Source organism: Microbacterium sp. NPDC055903 (assembly GCF_053615555.1).
Genome location: NZ_JBSHCA010000002.1, coordinates 130,653 through 143,508 on the forward strand (window position 1 = coordinate 130,653; position 12,856 = coordinate 143,508).

A 12,856-nucleotide genomic window follows, 5' to 3' on the forward strand; every position below is an offset into this window, starting at 1 on the left:
GGGCGTTTCTCTGGTAATCTGAAGTGTCACTCGTGGCGTGCTCCTGCATGCCCAGGTGGCACGCAACCACAATCCATCTGCTTCCGGCGGTTGAACCGTGTCCGCACGGCGTCGGGAGCCCGAGTTCCCATTCAACAAGGACAACCCACTACATGACTACCGCAACGACCGCCCCGGCCACCAAGCAGGTCGCGATCAACGACATCGGATCTGCCGAGGACTTCCTGGCCGCGGTCGAGAAGACCCTGAAGTTCTTCAACGACGGCGACATCATCGAGGGCACGATCGTCAAGATCGACCGCGACGAGGTTCTGCTGGACGTCGGTTACAAGACCGAGGGCGTCATCCCCTCGCGCGAGCTCTCCATCAAGCACGACGTCGACCCGAACGAGGTCGTCAAGGTCGGCGACGAGGTCGAGGCCCTCGTCCTCCAGAAGGAGGACAAGGAAGGTCGCCTCATCCTCTCCAAGAAGCGTGCGCAGTACGAGCGCGCCTGGGGAGACGTCGAGAAGATCAAGGAGAACGACGGCGTCGTCACCGGCACCGTCATCGAGGTCGTCAAGGGTGGCCTCATCGTCGACATCGGCCTCCGCGGCTTCCTCCCGGCCTCGCTCATCGAGCTGCGCCGCGTCCGCGACCTCACGCCGTACCTCGGCCAGGAGATCGAGGCGAAGATCCTCGAGCTCGACAAGAACCGCAACAACGTCGTCCTGAGCCGCCGCGCGCTGCTCGAGCAGACGCAGTCCGAGTCGCGCACGACGTTCCTCAACAACCTGCACAAGGGTCAGGTCCGCAAGGGTGTCGTCTCCTCGATCGTCAACTTCGGTGCATTCGTCGACCTGGGCGGCGTGGACGGCCTCGTGCACGTCTCCGAGCTGTCCTGGAAGCACATCGAGCACGCCTCCGAGGTCGTCGAGGTCGGCCAGGAGGTCACCGTCGAGATCCTCGAGGTCGACCTCGACCGCGAGCGCGTCTCCCTGTCGCTGAAGGCGACGCAGGAGGACCCGTGGCAGGTCTTCGCCCGCACCCACGCGATCGGTCAGATCGCTCCGGGTAAGGTCACGAAGCTCGTTCCGTTCGGTGCGTTCGTCCGCGTCGCAGACGGCATCGAGGGCCTCGTCCACATCTCCGAGCTCTCCAGCAAGCACGTCGAGCTGGCCGAGCAGGTCGTCTCCGTCGGCGAAGAGGTCTTCGTCAAGGTCATCGACATCGACCTCGAGCGTCGCCGCATCTCGCTGTCCCTCAAGCAGGCCAACGAGTCCGTCGACCCGTTCGGCACCGAGTTCGACCCGGCCCTGTACGGCATGGTCGCGGAGTACGACGAGAACGGCGAGTACAAGTACCCCGAGGGCTTCGACCCCGAGACGGGTGCCTGGAAGGAAGGCTTCGACGCTCAGCGCGAGGCTTGGGAGCAGGAGTACGCAGCGGCGCAGGCTCGCTGGGAGGCTCACAAGGTCGCGGTCGCCAAGGCGGCCGAGGCCGAGGCTGCAGCCGGCGACGACTTCGCCGCCGGTCAGACGTTCTCCAGCGAGTCCGCCGGTGCGGGCACGCTGGCCGACGACGAGGCTCTCGCGGCTCTGCGCGAGAAGCTCTCGGGCGGCAACGCGTAAGCATCGCCTCATCGGAACGGGTCGTCACCTTCGGGTGGCGGCCCGTTCCGCGTATCGGGCGAAGATCTCCGTCCGGCATCCTCCGTGCTCATGTGACCGGACATTACGGCCGGATTCGTAACATTCCGCACGGATCGCCACGATAGGGGTATGTTCTCCACGCTCACCTCCGACCGCGCCGTCTCCGCGCCCGTCGACGTCAGTGCGGCGAATGCGGTGCGCATCGAGAGGGTCGATCGGACCTTTCCGCTCGCTGATGGATCTCGTCCCGTGCTGCGCGATGTGGACATCGAACTCGTTCCCGGCGAGATCGTCGCCGTCGTCGGTCCTTCGGGATGCGGGAAGTCGACGCTGCTGCGATTGATCGCCGGTCTCGACGCGCCCACGCACGGAGAGATCCTCCTCGACGGCACGGCTGTCGCGGATACGGATCCCCGCACGGCGGTCGCCTTCCAGGAGCCGCGCCTGATGCCGTGGCGGACTCTCGCACAGAACGTCGAGCTCGGCCTTCCCCGCCGCACACCCCGTCGAGACCGTGCTGCGCGCGTGGGCGAGCTTCTCGAACTCGTCGGACTCTCGCACGCCGCTGATCAGCGTCCGAGAGAAGTGTCCGGCGGTATGGCGCAACGCGCCTCGCTCGCGCGGGCACTGGCCCGCAACCCAGGTGTCCTGCTGCTGGACGAGCCCTTCGGAGCGCTCGATGCGCTCACCCGCCTGCGCATGCAGGACCTCCTCCTCGACATCCACGCCGCGGAGCCGACGACGATCGTGCTCGTCACTCACGACGTCGAGGAAGCGCTCTATCTCGCGGACCGTGTGCTGCTGCTGCGTTCCCTCGCCTCCGACGGGGATGCCGCGGCGTCCATCGCCCGCATCGTCGAGGTGCCGGGGGCCAGACCCCGCGACCGCGCAGACCGCGATCTCGCCGACCTCCGCGCCGAGCTCCTCGAGGGACTCGGCGTCGACATCCACCACCGAATCCCCTCCGAGGAGACCCGATGAACACCTTCGCCCGACGTGCCGTGCCGACGATCGCCCTCGCTGCGACCGTCATGCTCGTCTCCGCCGGCTGCGTCGCCGGCGAGAACGCACCCGCCGAGCCCGCTTCGGATGCATCGGGGGAGTGGTCAGCCGACACCGTCACCGTCGACTTCGCCACCTACAACCCGCTCAGCCTCGTCGTCCGCGATCAGGGGCTCCTCGAGGACATCCTCGGCGACTCCGTCACCGTCGAATGGGTCCAGTCGGCCGGATCGAACAAGGCCAACGAGCTGCTGCGCTCCGGGTCCGTCGACGTCGGGTCCACGGCAGGCTCGGCCGCACTCCTGGCGCGCGCCAACGGATCGCCGATCCAGGTCATCGACATCTACTCGCAGCCGGAATGGTCGGCGATCGTCGTCGGTCCGGACAGCGCCATCACCTCCGTCGAAGACCTGGCCGGGGCCTCCGTCGCGGCGACCAAGGGCACCGACCCCTACTTCTTCCTGCTGCAGGCATTGGAGGAGGCGGGCCTCAGCGTCGACGACGTCGAGGTGCAGAACCTTCAGCACGCCGACGGGAGGGCAGCGCTCGATGGCGGATCGGTCGACGCCTGGGCGGGCCTCGACCCGATCATGGCCGCCGCCGAGGTGGAATCCGGCGACCAGCTGATCTACCGCAACGTCGACTTCAACACCTACGGATTCCTCAACGCCACCGAGGAGTTCATCACCGAGCACCCCGATCTCGCCCAGGCGGTCGTCGACGCCTACGAACAGGCTCGCACCTGGGCGCTGGAGAACCCCGAGGAGACCGCAGCTCTGCTGGCCGAGGTCGCCGGCATCGACATCGCCGTCGCCACCACCGTGATCACCGAGCGCTCCAACCTCGATGTCAGCGGCATCCCTGGTGACGACCAGCTCGCCGTGCTGGAGAAGATCGCGCCCGTCATCGCCGAGTCCGGTGATGTCCAGGGCGGTCAGGATGCCGTCGACGCGGCGCTCGAGGAGATCATCAACCCCGAGTTCGCCGAGAAGGCGGTCGCAGCAGAGTGAGCGCACCGATCCCGGACCAGCGGGTGGTGGTTCCTGCGGTGACGCAGGACACGATCGACGTCGCTGCCGGCCGCGGTCGGCAGGCGGAGCAGGCCAGGCGGGATCTCTGGAGCCGTCCGACGGTGCGCATCGTCGGCGGGCTGCTGCTGCCGGCGGTGATCATCGTCGCGTGGCAGCTCGTCACGACGACCGGTCTCGTACCCGCCTATCGACTGCCCGCACCCGCTGCCGTCATCGCCGCGGGCGTCGAGCTCGCCGAGAGCGGCCAGCTGGCCACCCACATCGCGATCTCCGTGCAGCGGGTGCTGCTCGGCTTCGCGATCGGCGCCGTCATCGGCCTCGCGGCCGCCGCGGTCGTGGGTCTCTCGCGGATCGGCGACGTCCTGCTCAGCCCTTCGCTGGCCGCCGTCCGCGCCGTGCCGTCGCTCGCCTGGGTGCCCTTGCTCATCCTGTGGATGCAGATCGGCGAGGAGTCCAAGGTGACGCTCATCGCCATCGGAGCGTTCTTCCCGGTCTACACGGCGGTGGCGGCGGCGCTTCGGCATGTGGACCCCCATCTCGTGGAGGCCGGCCGATCGTTCAGTCTGCGCGGCTGGGATCTCTTCCGCACCGTGCAGCTGCCGGCGGTCGTGCCCTCCGTGGTGTCCGGGCTCCGCCTCGCCCTCGCGCAGGCCTGGCTCTTCCTCGTCGCCGCCGAACTCATCGCCTCCTCGATGGGCCTCGGCTATCTCCTCAACGACTCGCAGCAGAACGGCAGGGTCGACCGGATCCTGCTGACTATCATCCTGCTGGCGGTTCTCGGTGCCATCACCAATGCGATCCTCGCGCTGACCGAGAAGTATCTCCTGAAGAGGTGGGCATGACCGAGGAGGCGCGACTCGTCGAGAACCGGGTCTACCCGCCCTCGGCGGAGTTCGCCGCCCAGGCCAATGTCACGGCCGAGGCATATGAACGGGCTGCCGCCGATCCGATCGCCTTCTGGGCCGCCGCCGCCGAACGGCTGGATTGGGCGGAGCCGTGGCAGACCGTGCACGAGTGGGAGCCCCCGGTGGACGGGGCGATTCCTGCCGCGCGCTGGTTCCTCGGCGGACGACTCAACGTCGCATACAACTGCGTCGACCGGCACGTCGAGCAGGGCCGAGGCGACAGGATCGCGCTGCATTTCGAAGGCGAGCCCGGTGACCGGATCGGTGTCACGTACGCCGATCTGCAGCGTCGCGTGTCTCAGGCCGCGAACGGGCTGCTCGCTCTCGGCATCGAGCCGGGCGACCGCGTCGTCGTCTACCTTCCCGTACTCATCGAGACGGTCGTCATCGCTCTCGCATGCGCGCGCATCGGTGCGGTGCACTCCCTCGTCTTCGGAGGATTCTCGGCGGAGGCGGTGCGCTTCCGGCTCGAGGACACCGGCGCGAAGCTGCTCGTGACCTCCGATGGCCAGTTCCGCCGCGGACGCGCCGTCGAGGTGAAATCCCAGGCCGACCGCGCTGCCGCCGAGCTGCCGGATCTCGAGCACGTGCTCGTCGTCCGTCGCACCGGCCAGGACGTGCCGTGGACAGCGGGGCGCGATCACTGGTGGCACGACGTCGTCGACACAGCCGACACGACTCACGTGCCCGAGGCGTTCGACGCCGAGCATCCGCTGTTCATCATCTACACCTCGGGGACGACCGGGAAGCCCAAGGGACTCGTGCACACGTCCGGCGGCTATCTCGCACACGCGAGCTGGGCGCACTGGGCGCACTTCGACGCCAAGGACAGCGACGTGCACTGGTGCACAGCCGACCTCGCGTGGGTCACAGCACACACCTATGAGCTGTACGGGCCGCTGTCCAACGGGCTCACCCAGGTCATCTACGAGGGCACGCCGGACACCCCGAGCCGCACGCGCCATTTGGAGATCATCGAACGCTACGGCGTGACGGTCTACTACACCGCGCCCACGCTCATCCGGACTTTCATGACGTGGTTCGGTCCCGACCTTCCCGCAGGTCACGACCTCTCCCGCATCCGTCTGCTGGGCACGGTCGGCGAGGCGATCAATCCCGAGGCCTGGGTGTGGTTCCGGCGCAACTACGGCCGTGACGAGGTGCCCGTGGTCGACACCTGGTGGCAGTCCGAGACGGGGGCTGCGATGATCGCACCGCTGCCGGGTGTGACGACGCTGAAGCCGGGGTCTGCGACGGTGCCGCTGCCCGGCATCGATGCCGCCGTCGTCGACGAGAACGGCGACGAGGTCGCTCCGGGACGCTCTGGCACCCTCGTGGTCCGCAGGCCCTGGCCGGGAATGGCGAGGACGATCTGGGGGAACCCCCAACGCTACCGCGACTCGTACTGGGCGGCCTACGCCGGGCACGGCGAATTCGGCGGGTACTACGTCGCCGGTGACGGCGCGACGCGCGATGCGGACGGCTGCATCTGGATCCTCGGGCGCCTGGACGACGTGGTGAACGTGTCCGGACACCGTCTGTCGACGATCGAGATCGAGTCCGCCCTCGTCGCGCACGATGCGGTCGGGGAAGCAGGCACGGCCGGTGTTGCGGATCCCGTCACGGGGCAGGCCGTCGCCGCCTTCGTCATCGCCTCCGGCACGGGGGAGCCCTCCGTTGCCGCGCTGCGGGAGCAGGTCGCCGTCGAGATCGGTCCCGTGGCCAAGCCCAAGCACGTCTATATCGTCCCCGACCTCCCCAAGACCCGGTCCGGGAAGATCATGCGTCGCCTGCTCGCGCAGCTGTGGGAGGCTGAACAGGATCGCAGAGCGGGTCGCGAACCGGGGCCGCTCGGCGACACGACATCGTTGCAGAACCCCGAGGCCGTCGACGCGATCGCGTCGGTGCTGGCCTCGGCACAGTGAAGGACATCATGACGGATGAACATCGATTCGGTTTCCGCACCAGGGCGCTGCACGCCGGCGGGACGCCGGATGCGGCGACCGGCGCGCGCGCCGTGCCGATCTACCAGACCACGTCGTTCGTCTTCGACGATGCGGCGGATGCGGGGAATCTGTTCGCCCTCCAGAAGTACGGGAACATCTACTCCCGCATCGGCAACCCCACCGTTGCGGCTCTTGAAGAGCGCCTCGCCTCGCTCGAGGGCGGTATCGGGGCCGTGGCGACGGCGTCAGGGATGAGCGCCGAGTTCATCACTTTCGCCGCTCTCGTCGGAGCGGGGGATCACGTCGTGGCATCCGCTCAGCTCTATGGCGGGACTGTCACCCAGCTCGACGTGACCCTGCGCCGCTTCGGTGTCGACACGACCTTCGTCGCCTCGACGGATCCCGCGGACTACGCCGCCGCCATCCGTCCGGAGACCAAGGTCGTCTACGTGGAGATGATCGGGAACCCCTCGGGCGAGATCGCCGACATCGAGGGCCTCGCCGCGGTCGCCCACGAGGCGGGCGTGCCGCTCGTCGTCGACGCGACACTGGCCACGCCGTACCTCGCTCAGCCGCTCGCCCACGGCGCAGACATCGTCATCCACTCGGTGACGAAGTTCCTCGGCGGGCACGGCACGACGCTCGGCGGCATCGTCGTGGAGAGGGGCGGCTTCGACTGGGGGAACGGCAAGTTCCCGCAGATGACCGAGCCCGTCGAGTCGTACGGCGGCATCCGCTGGTGGGACAACTTCGGCGAGTACGGATTCCTCACCCGGCTGCGCTCCGAGCAGTTGCGCGACATCGGCCCTGCGCTGAGCCCGCAGTCGGCCTTCAACCTGCTGCAGGGCATCGAGACGCTGCCGCAGCGGATCGACGCCCATCTCGCCAACGCGAGGATCGTCGCCGAGTGGCTGGACGCCGACCCCCGGATCTCGTTCGTCACCTGGGCAGGCCTCGAGGCGCACCCGCACCACGAGCGTGCGGCGAAGTACCTCCCGCTCGGGCCAGGGTCGGTCTTCGCCTTCGGCGTCGCCGCAGACGACGGCCGTGCGGCCGGGGAGGCCTTCATCGAGAACCTGCAGCTCGCCTCGCACCTCGCGAACATCGGGGATGCCAGGACGCTGGTGATCCATCCGGCATCCACCACCCATCGCCAGCTCAATCCGGAGCAGCTGGTCGCCGCAGGCGTGCCCGCCGATCTCATCCGCATCTCGGTCGGCCTGGAGGACCCGGAAGACATCATCTGGGACCTCGACCAGGCGCTCACCGCGGCGACAGGAGCGACACGATGACCGCCGCTGAGACGTTCGACGCCTGCGCGCTGCCGGCGCCAGCCCAGGATGGAGCCGCCTGTGCGCTCCCCGGTGCAGCGGAGGCGGTGCCGGGGAGGACCTGGCGTGCGCCAGGCCAGCAGGACCGGTTCGCGCTGCTTCGTCGTTCACGCTCCGTCGCGATCGTCGGGGCATCGGACAACCCTGCCCGAGCTTCCTACTTCGTCGGCACTTATCTGCTCTCGAGCTCGCCGTACGACGTCTACTTCGTCAACCCGAGGGCCGAGCGGATCCTGGATCGGCCGGTGTACGCCTCCCTGGCGGACCTGCCCGTCGTTCCCGATATCGTCGACGTCTTCCGCAGGCATGACGACCTCCCCGGCGTCGCCCAGGAAGCAGTGGACATCGGCGCGAAGGCGCTCTGGCTGCAGCTCGGATCCTGGAACGAGGATGCCGCGGCGATCGGAGAGGCCGGGGGGCTGGACGTCGTGATGGATCGCTGCATCAAGATCGAGCATGCGCGGTTCCACGGCGGGCTGCACTTCGCCGGCTTCGACACCGGCGTGATCAGCTCCAAGAGGCAGCTGCTCGCGCGCTGAGCGACAGCCGTACCGGCGCCAGGGGCATGCCAGGATGGACGGCATGCCCCTCATCGCACTCACCGGCGGCATCGCCTCGGGAAAATCGACGATCGCGGACAGGCTCGCCGAGCACGGCGCGGTGATCGTCGACGCCGATCGCATCGTCAGGGAGGTACAGGCACCGGGAACGGCAGTTCTCGCACGGATCGCGGCCGTCTTCGGCGCTGAGGTCATCGACGCGTCGGGAGCGCTGGATCGAGCGGCGCTCGGGGCCGTGGTCTTCGGGGATCCGGATGCGCTCTCGCGACTGAACGGCATCGTGCATCCTGCCGTGCGCGAGGAGTCTCAGCGGCGGTTCGACGCGGCATTCGCCGCAGACCGGGATGCCGTCGTCGTCTACGACGTCCCTCTGCTCGTCGAGGCGCGCGCGGACGACCACTGGGACCTCATCGTGGTCGCGGATGCGCCGGCCGAGGAGCGGGTGCGTCGGATGGTGCATCTGCGGGGCATGACGGAGGAGGAAGCCCGGCGGCGGATCGCCGCGCAGATCTCCGATGAGAAGCGGCGCAGCATCGCCGATGTCGTGATCGACACCTCGGGAACGCTCGCAGAGACTCTCGCCCAGACGGATGCGCTCTGGCGGCGGATGACGGCGCTCTAGCCCGGAGCGCTGGTCGCGGCATCCTCCCGACGGTGTCTCGCCCTGCGCCGGATCTGCACCACGGCCACGACGATGAGGCCGACCAGCAGGACGACGGCGAGGACGGGCACGACGATCGCGAGCGCCGCGAGCAGGAAGGATGCGCCGTCCTCCGCGGTGCTCAGCACGGGGGCGGCCAGCCCGCCGGTGACGGTGTTCGCCGCGACACGCCCCGTCGCCTTCACCACATGCACGATCAGGGCGATGACGATGCCCGTGACGATCGGGACCCAGGTGTTCTCATCGAAGAACGCCGACGGGTCGTCGACGGCGACGGTCTGCGCGCTGGAGCCCGCCCCGAAGACGATGCCGCCCGATGCCGGACGGAGCACGGTCTGGATGACGTCGTTGATCGAGTCCAGGGCGGGGATCTTGTCGGCGACGATCTCCAGCACGAGCAGCCCGCCGAGGATCCACAGCGCGATGTCGCTGGACAGCCATGACCAGCCCGAGGGGAGGGTCACGGCGTCGAGCAGACGATCGGAGAGACCGAGCAGGAAGAGCGGCATCCAGGCGTTGAGCCCGGCCGAGGCCGCGAGGCTGGAGCCGATCAGGAACTCGATCACGGCTCCACTCTAAGGCGGCGACCCCGGTGTCGGAGGTGCGGCCTACGCTGGAAGCATGCAACCCACGCGCAGCGTCCGACCCTTCGAGGTCGTCAGCGAGTACGTCCCCGCCGGTGATCAGCCCCAGGCGATCGCCGACCTCGCCAATCGCATCAATGCCGGCGAGACCGACATCGTGCTGCTCGGCGCGACGGGAACGGGCAAGTCCGCGACGACGGCGTGGCTCATCGAGCAGGTGCAGCGGCCCACGCTCGTGCTGGCGCACAACAAGACGCTCGCTGCGCAGCTCGCGAACGAGTTCCGCGAGCTCATGCCGCACAACGCGGTCGAGTACTTCGTCTCGTATTACGACTATTACCAGCCCGAAGCCTACGTCCCGCAGACGGACACCTTCATCGAGAAGGACTCCTCGATCAACGCCGAGGTCGAGCGCCTGCGGCACTCGACGACGAACTCGCTTCTCTCCCGTCGGGACGTCGTGGTCGTCTCGACGGTGTCGTGCATCTACGGCCTCGGTGCTCCGGAGGAGTATCTACGGGCCATGGTGGCCCTTCAGGTGGGGGAGCGGTACGACCGTGACGCGCTGATCAGACAGTTCATCGCGATGCAGTACAACCGCAACGACGTCGACTTCTCACGAGGCAACTTCCGCGTGCGAGGAGACACGATCGAGATCATCCCGGTCTACGAGGAGCACGCGATCCGCATCGAGCTTTTCGGCGATGAGATCGAGGCGCTGTACTCGCTGCATCCGCTCACCGGTGACGTCATCGAGAAGCTCGACGCCATCCCGATCTTCCCCGCTTCGCATTACGTCGCCGGCACCGACGTGATCCAGCGGTCGATCGGAACGATCGAGACCGAGCTGGAGGGCAGGCTCGCCGAGTTCGAGAGGCAGGGCAAGCTGCTCGAGGCGCAGCGGCTGCGGATGCGGACTACCTTCGATCTCGAGATGCTCCAGCAGCTGGGATTCTGCTCCGGCATCGAGAACTACTCGCGCCACATGGACGGGCGAGAGGCCGGCGAGCCGCCGCACACCCTGCTCGACTTCTTCCCCGACGACTTCCTGCTCGTCATCGATGAGTCGCACGTCACGGTTCCGCAGATCGGCGCCATGTACGAGGGGGACGCCTCACGAAAGCGCACGCTCGTCGACCATGGCTTCCGGCTGCCCAGCGCGATGGACAACAGACCGTTGCGGTGGGACGAGTTCAAGAATCGGATCGGTCAGACCGTGTATCTGTCCGCGACGCCCGGCAAGTACGAGATGGGCATCGCGGACGGCGTCGTCGAGCAGATCATCCGACCGACGGGTCTCGTCGACCCCGAGATCGTCGTGAAGCCGTCGAAGGGCCAGATCGACGATCTGCTCGAGGAGATCCGGCTGCGCGTCGAGCGTGATGAGCGCGTCCTCGTGACGACTCTGACCAAGAAGATGGCCGAGGAGCTCACCGACTTCCTCGGCGAGCACGGGGTGCGGGTGCGCTATCTGCACTCCGATGTCGACACGCTGCGACGGGTCGAACTGCTCAGCGAGTTGCGCGCGGGTGTCTACGACGTCCTGGTCGGCATCAATCTGCTGCGAGAGGGGCTCGATCTTCCCGAGGTCTCGCTCGTCGCGATCCTCGATGCGGACAAGGAGGGGTTCCTGCGCTCCGGGACATCGCTCATCCAGACCATCGGGCGCGCCGCGAGGAACGTCTCCGGTCAGGTGCATATGTACGCCGATCGAATCACCGACTCGATGGCAAAGGCGATCGAGGAGACCGAGCGCCGTCGCGAGAAGCAGATCGCGTACAACACGGAGAACGGCATCGATCCGCAGCCGCTGCGCAAGCGGATCGCGGACATCACCGAGGTGCTCGCTCGGGAGGCATCCGACACGCAGGACATGCTCCGCGGCAAGAGTCGTACCAAATCGGGGAAGGGCAAGAGCCCCACGCCTCAGCTGCGCCGTGAGGGGATCGCGGCAGAGGGCGCCGCTCAGCTCGAGGCGACGATCGAGGACCTCTCGAACCAGATGCTCGCCGCGGCGGAGGAACTGAAGTTCGAGCTCGCGGCTCGCCTCCGCGACGAGGTGCAGGACCTCAAGAAGGAGCTCCGCGCCATGGAACGTGCGGGACACGCCTGAGCGGGGAGGTGACGATGGATCCGAACGGGGCGGAGCTCGCCGACCGGGTGCGCGCACTGCTGATGGCTGAACCTGGGCTGGAGGAGAAGCGGATGTTCGGCACGCGTGCGTTTCTCCTCGACGGGAGGATCCTCGTGGGCGCGCGCAAGGGCGGCGTGCTGCTCGTGCGCCTGACTGAAGAGCGGGGTGCGGTGCTGCAGGACGAACCGGGCGCCGCCGTCGCGAACATGGGAGCCAAGACCATGGGCCCGAGCTGGCTCGACGTGGATGCGGCGGCGATCGCGGACGACGAAGCCTTGATGTTCTGGGTGGATGCCGCGAGGGAGTGCATCCCCGGCGACTGAGTCGAAGTCAGGGGCAGTGGACGAGGGGCTTCGGGCCCGAACGATCGATCTGGTGCGACGACATGGGGGCGCCGCAGAGGGGGCACCCTCGCTCCGCGCGCTCCGCCGCGCTCGGCGGTGGTGTCGATTCGTAGGGGCCGACGGATGCCGGACCGGCGAAGCGGATGAGGTTCGTGTTGACCCAGGCGTACCAGCCGCCGGCCGCACGCACCCGATCGCGGAGGGGAGGTCGTTCCGGATCCTTCGTCATGTTCTTAGTGTACTAATGATTAGTGCCGATTGTATAATCGATGCATGACCACGGACGCCGACCTGCTCGCACTCGAGAACCAGCTGTGCTTCGCGCTCGTCACGGCCGCACGAAACGTCGTGGCGATCTACCGCCCGATTCTCGAGCCGCTCGGTCTCACGCATCCGCAGTACCTCGTCATGCTCGCGCTCTGGGAGCGCGCACCGCGTGCGCTGGGCGATCTCGCGGCCGATCTCGCGCTGGAGCCGGCGACGGCGTCGCCGCTGGTCAAACGGTTGGAGGCGGACGGCCTCGTCAGCCGACGGCGCAGCAGCGAGGACGAGCGCAGGTTGGAGATCGTGCTCACGGAGCAGGGCAGCGCCCTCCGCGCGCGTGCGGTGGACGTGCCTCGTCAGGTGATGGCCGCCGTCGGCATGGACGGTGCGGAAGTCGCCGCGCTCCGCGACGGCGTGCAGCGTTTCGCCGGACGCGCGGCGACGCGCGCGGCTGGGTGACCTC

13 protein-coding genes are annotated in these 12,856 nt (G+C 68.0%); 11 read left to right on the forward strand and 2 right to left on the reverse strand.

The window, feature by feature from the left end:
- Positions 1-152 precede the first annotated feature (152 nt).
- From rpsA to coaE, 8 genes are all read left to right on the forward strand, one after another.
- Positions 153-1,610: a 30S ribosomal protein S1 gene (gene rpsA, locus ACWGJP_RS09960; RefSeq protein WP_452329637.1), complete on the forward strand. Its 1,458-nt coding sequence runs from the start codon at positions 153-155 to the stop codon at positions 1,608-1,610.
- Positions 1,611-1,760: 150 nt separating this feature from the next.
- Positions 1,761-2,612: an ABC transporter ATP-binding protein gene (locus tag ACWGJP_RS09965; protein ID WP_452329638.1), complete on the forward strand. Its 852-nt coding sequence runs from the start codon at positions 1,761-1,763 to the stop codon at positions 2,610-2,612.
- Positions 2,609-3,643, forward strand: coding sequence for an aliphatic sulfonate ABC transporter substrate-binding protein (locus ACWGJP_RS09970; protein ID WP_452329639.1), 1,035 nt, complete (start codon positions 2,609-2,611; stop codon positions 3,641-3,643). The genes ACWGJP_RS09965 and ACWGJP_RS09970 overlap by 4 nt, the downstream gene beginning before the upstream one ends.
- A gap of 53 nt (positions 3,644-3,696) precedes the next feature.
- The gene (locus ACWGJP_RS09975) at positions 3,697-4,506 is read left to right on the forward strand and encodes an ABC transporter permease (RefSeq protein ID WP_452330362.1); all 810 of its coding nucleotides are present in this window, start codon (positions 3,697-3,699) and stop codon (positions 4,504-4,506) included.
- On the forward strand, positions 4,503-6,494 hold the full coding sequence (gene acs, locus ACWGJP_RS09980) for an acetate--CoA ligase (protein WP_452329640.1): 1,992 nt from the start codon (positions 4,503-4,505) through the stop codon (positions 6,492-6,494). Before ACWGJP_RS09975 ends, acs begins: the two co-directional genes overlap by 4 nt.
- 8 nt (positions 6,495-6,502) lie before the next feature.
- Entirely contained in the window at positions 6,503-7,807 is a 1,305-nt protein-coding gene (locus ACWGJP_RS09985; protein ID WP_452329641.1) for an O-acetylhomoserine aminocarboxypropyltransferase/cysteine synthase family protein, read from the forward strand.
- Entirely contained in the window at positions 7,804-8,385 is a 582-nt protein-coding gene (locus ACWGJP_RS09990) for a CoA-binding protein (RefSeq protein WP_452329642.1), read from the forward strand. The genes ACWGJP_RS09985 and ACWGJP_RS09990 overlap by 4 nt, the downstream gene beginning before the upstream one ends.
- Positions 8,386-8,428: 43 nt before the next feature.
- Positions 8,429-9,028: a dephospho-CoA kinase gene (gene coaE, locus ACWGJP_RS09995; RefSeq protein ID WP_452329643.1), complete on the forward strand. Its 600-nt coding sequence runs from the start codon at positions 8,429-8,431 to the stop codon at positions 9,026-9,028.
- Here the strand turns inward: coaE and ACWGJP_RS10000 are convergent.
- Entirely contained in the window at positions 9,025-9,633 is a 609-nt protein-coding gene (locus ACWGJP_RS10000) for a DUF4126 domain-containing protein (RefSeq protein ID WP_452329644.1), read from the reverse strand. The two genes, coaE and ACWGJP_RS10000, sit on opposite strands and share 4 nt — an antisense overlap.
- A 55-nt stretch (positions 9,634-9,688) precedes the next feature.
- On the opposite strand from ACWGJP_RS10000, the gene uvrB reads away from it, so the two are divergent.
- Positions 9,689-11,764 (forward strand): excinuclease ABC subunit UvrB, encoded by a 2,076-nt coding sequence (uvrB, locus tag ACWGJP_RS10005; RefSeq protein ID WP_452329645.1) that lies wholly within the window; start codon positions 9,689-9,691, stop codon positions 11,762-11,764.
- 14 nt (positions 11,765-11,778) lie between these two features.
- On the forward strand, positions 11,779-12,108 hold the full coding sequence (locus ACWGJP_RS10010) for a TfoX/Sxy family protein (RefSeq protein WP_452329646.1): 330 nt from the start codon (positions 11,779-11,781) through the stop codon (positions 12,106-12,108).
- A gap of 7 nt (positions 12,109-12,115) precedes the next feature.
- Here the strand turns inward: ACWGJP_RS10010 and ACWGJP_RS10015 are convergent, their stop codons facing one another.
- Positions 12,116-12,358, reverse strand: a complete 243-nt coding sequence (locus tag ACWGJP_RS10015) for a hypothetical protein (protein WP_452329647.1) — start codon at positions 12,356-12,358, stop codon at positions 12,116-12,118.
- 44 nt (positions 12,359-12,402) lie between these two features.
- On the opposite strand from ACWGJP_RS10015, the gene ACWGJP_RS10020 reads away from it, so the two are divergent.
- Positions 12,403-12,852 carry a MarR family winged helix-turn-helix transcriptional regulator gene (locus tag ACWGJP_RS10020; RefSeq protein WP_452329648.1) on the forward strand — a complete coding sequence of 150 codons (450 nt, stop codon included), beginning with the start codon at positions 12,403-12,405 and terminating at the stop codon, positions 12,850-12,852.
- Positions 12,853-12,856 lie beyond the last annotated feature (4 nt).

Coding starts and splice junctions, on each gene's coding strand:
- rpsA (WP_452329637.1), top strand. CDS start 153: ATGACTACCGCAACGACCGCCCCGGCCACCAAGCAGGTCGCGATCAAC.
- ACWGJP_RS09965 (WP_452329638.1), top strand. CDS start 1,761: ATGTTCTCCACGCTCACCTCCGACCGCGCCGTCTCCGCGCCCGTCGAC.
- ACWGJP_RS09970 (WP_452329639.1), top strand. CDS start 2,609: ATGAACACCTTCGCCCGACGTGCCGTGCCGACGATCGCCCTCGCTGCG.
- acs (WP_452329640.1), top strand. CDS start 4,503: ATGACCGAGGAGGCGCGACTCGTCGAGAACCGGGTCTACCCGCCCTCG.
- ACWGJP_RS09985 (WP_452329641.1), top strand. CDS start 6,503: ATGACGGATGAACATCGATTCGGTTTCCGCACCAGGGCGCTGCACGCC.
- ACWGJP_RS09990 (WP_452329642.1), top strand. CDS start 7,804: ATGACCGCCGCTGAGACGTTCGACGCCTGCGCGCTGCCGGCGCCAGCC.
- coaE (WP_452329643.1), top strand. CDS start 8,429: ATGCCCCTCATCGCACTCACCGGCGGCATCGCCTCGGGAAAATCGACG.
- uvrB (WP_452329645.1), top strand. CDS start 9,689: ATGCAACCCACGCGCAGCGTCCGACCCTTCGAGGTCGTCAGCGAGTAC.
- ACWGJP_RS10010 (WP_452329646.1), top strand. CDS start 11,779: ATGGATCCGAACGGGGCGGAGCTCGCCGACCGGGTGCGCGCACTGCTG.
- ACWGJP_RS10015 (WP_452329647.1), bottom strand. CDS start 12,358: ATGACGAAGGATCCGGAACGACCTCCCCTCCGCGATCGGGTGCGTGCG.
- ACWGJP_RS10020 (WP_452329648.1), top strand. CDS start 12,403: ATGACCACGGACGCCGACCTGCTCGCACTCGAGAACCAGCTGTGCTTC.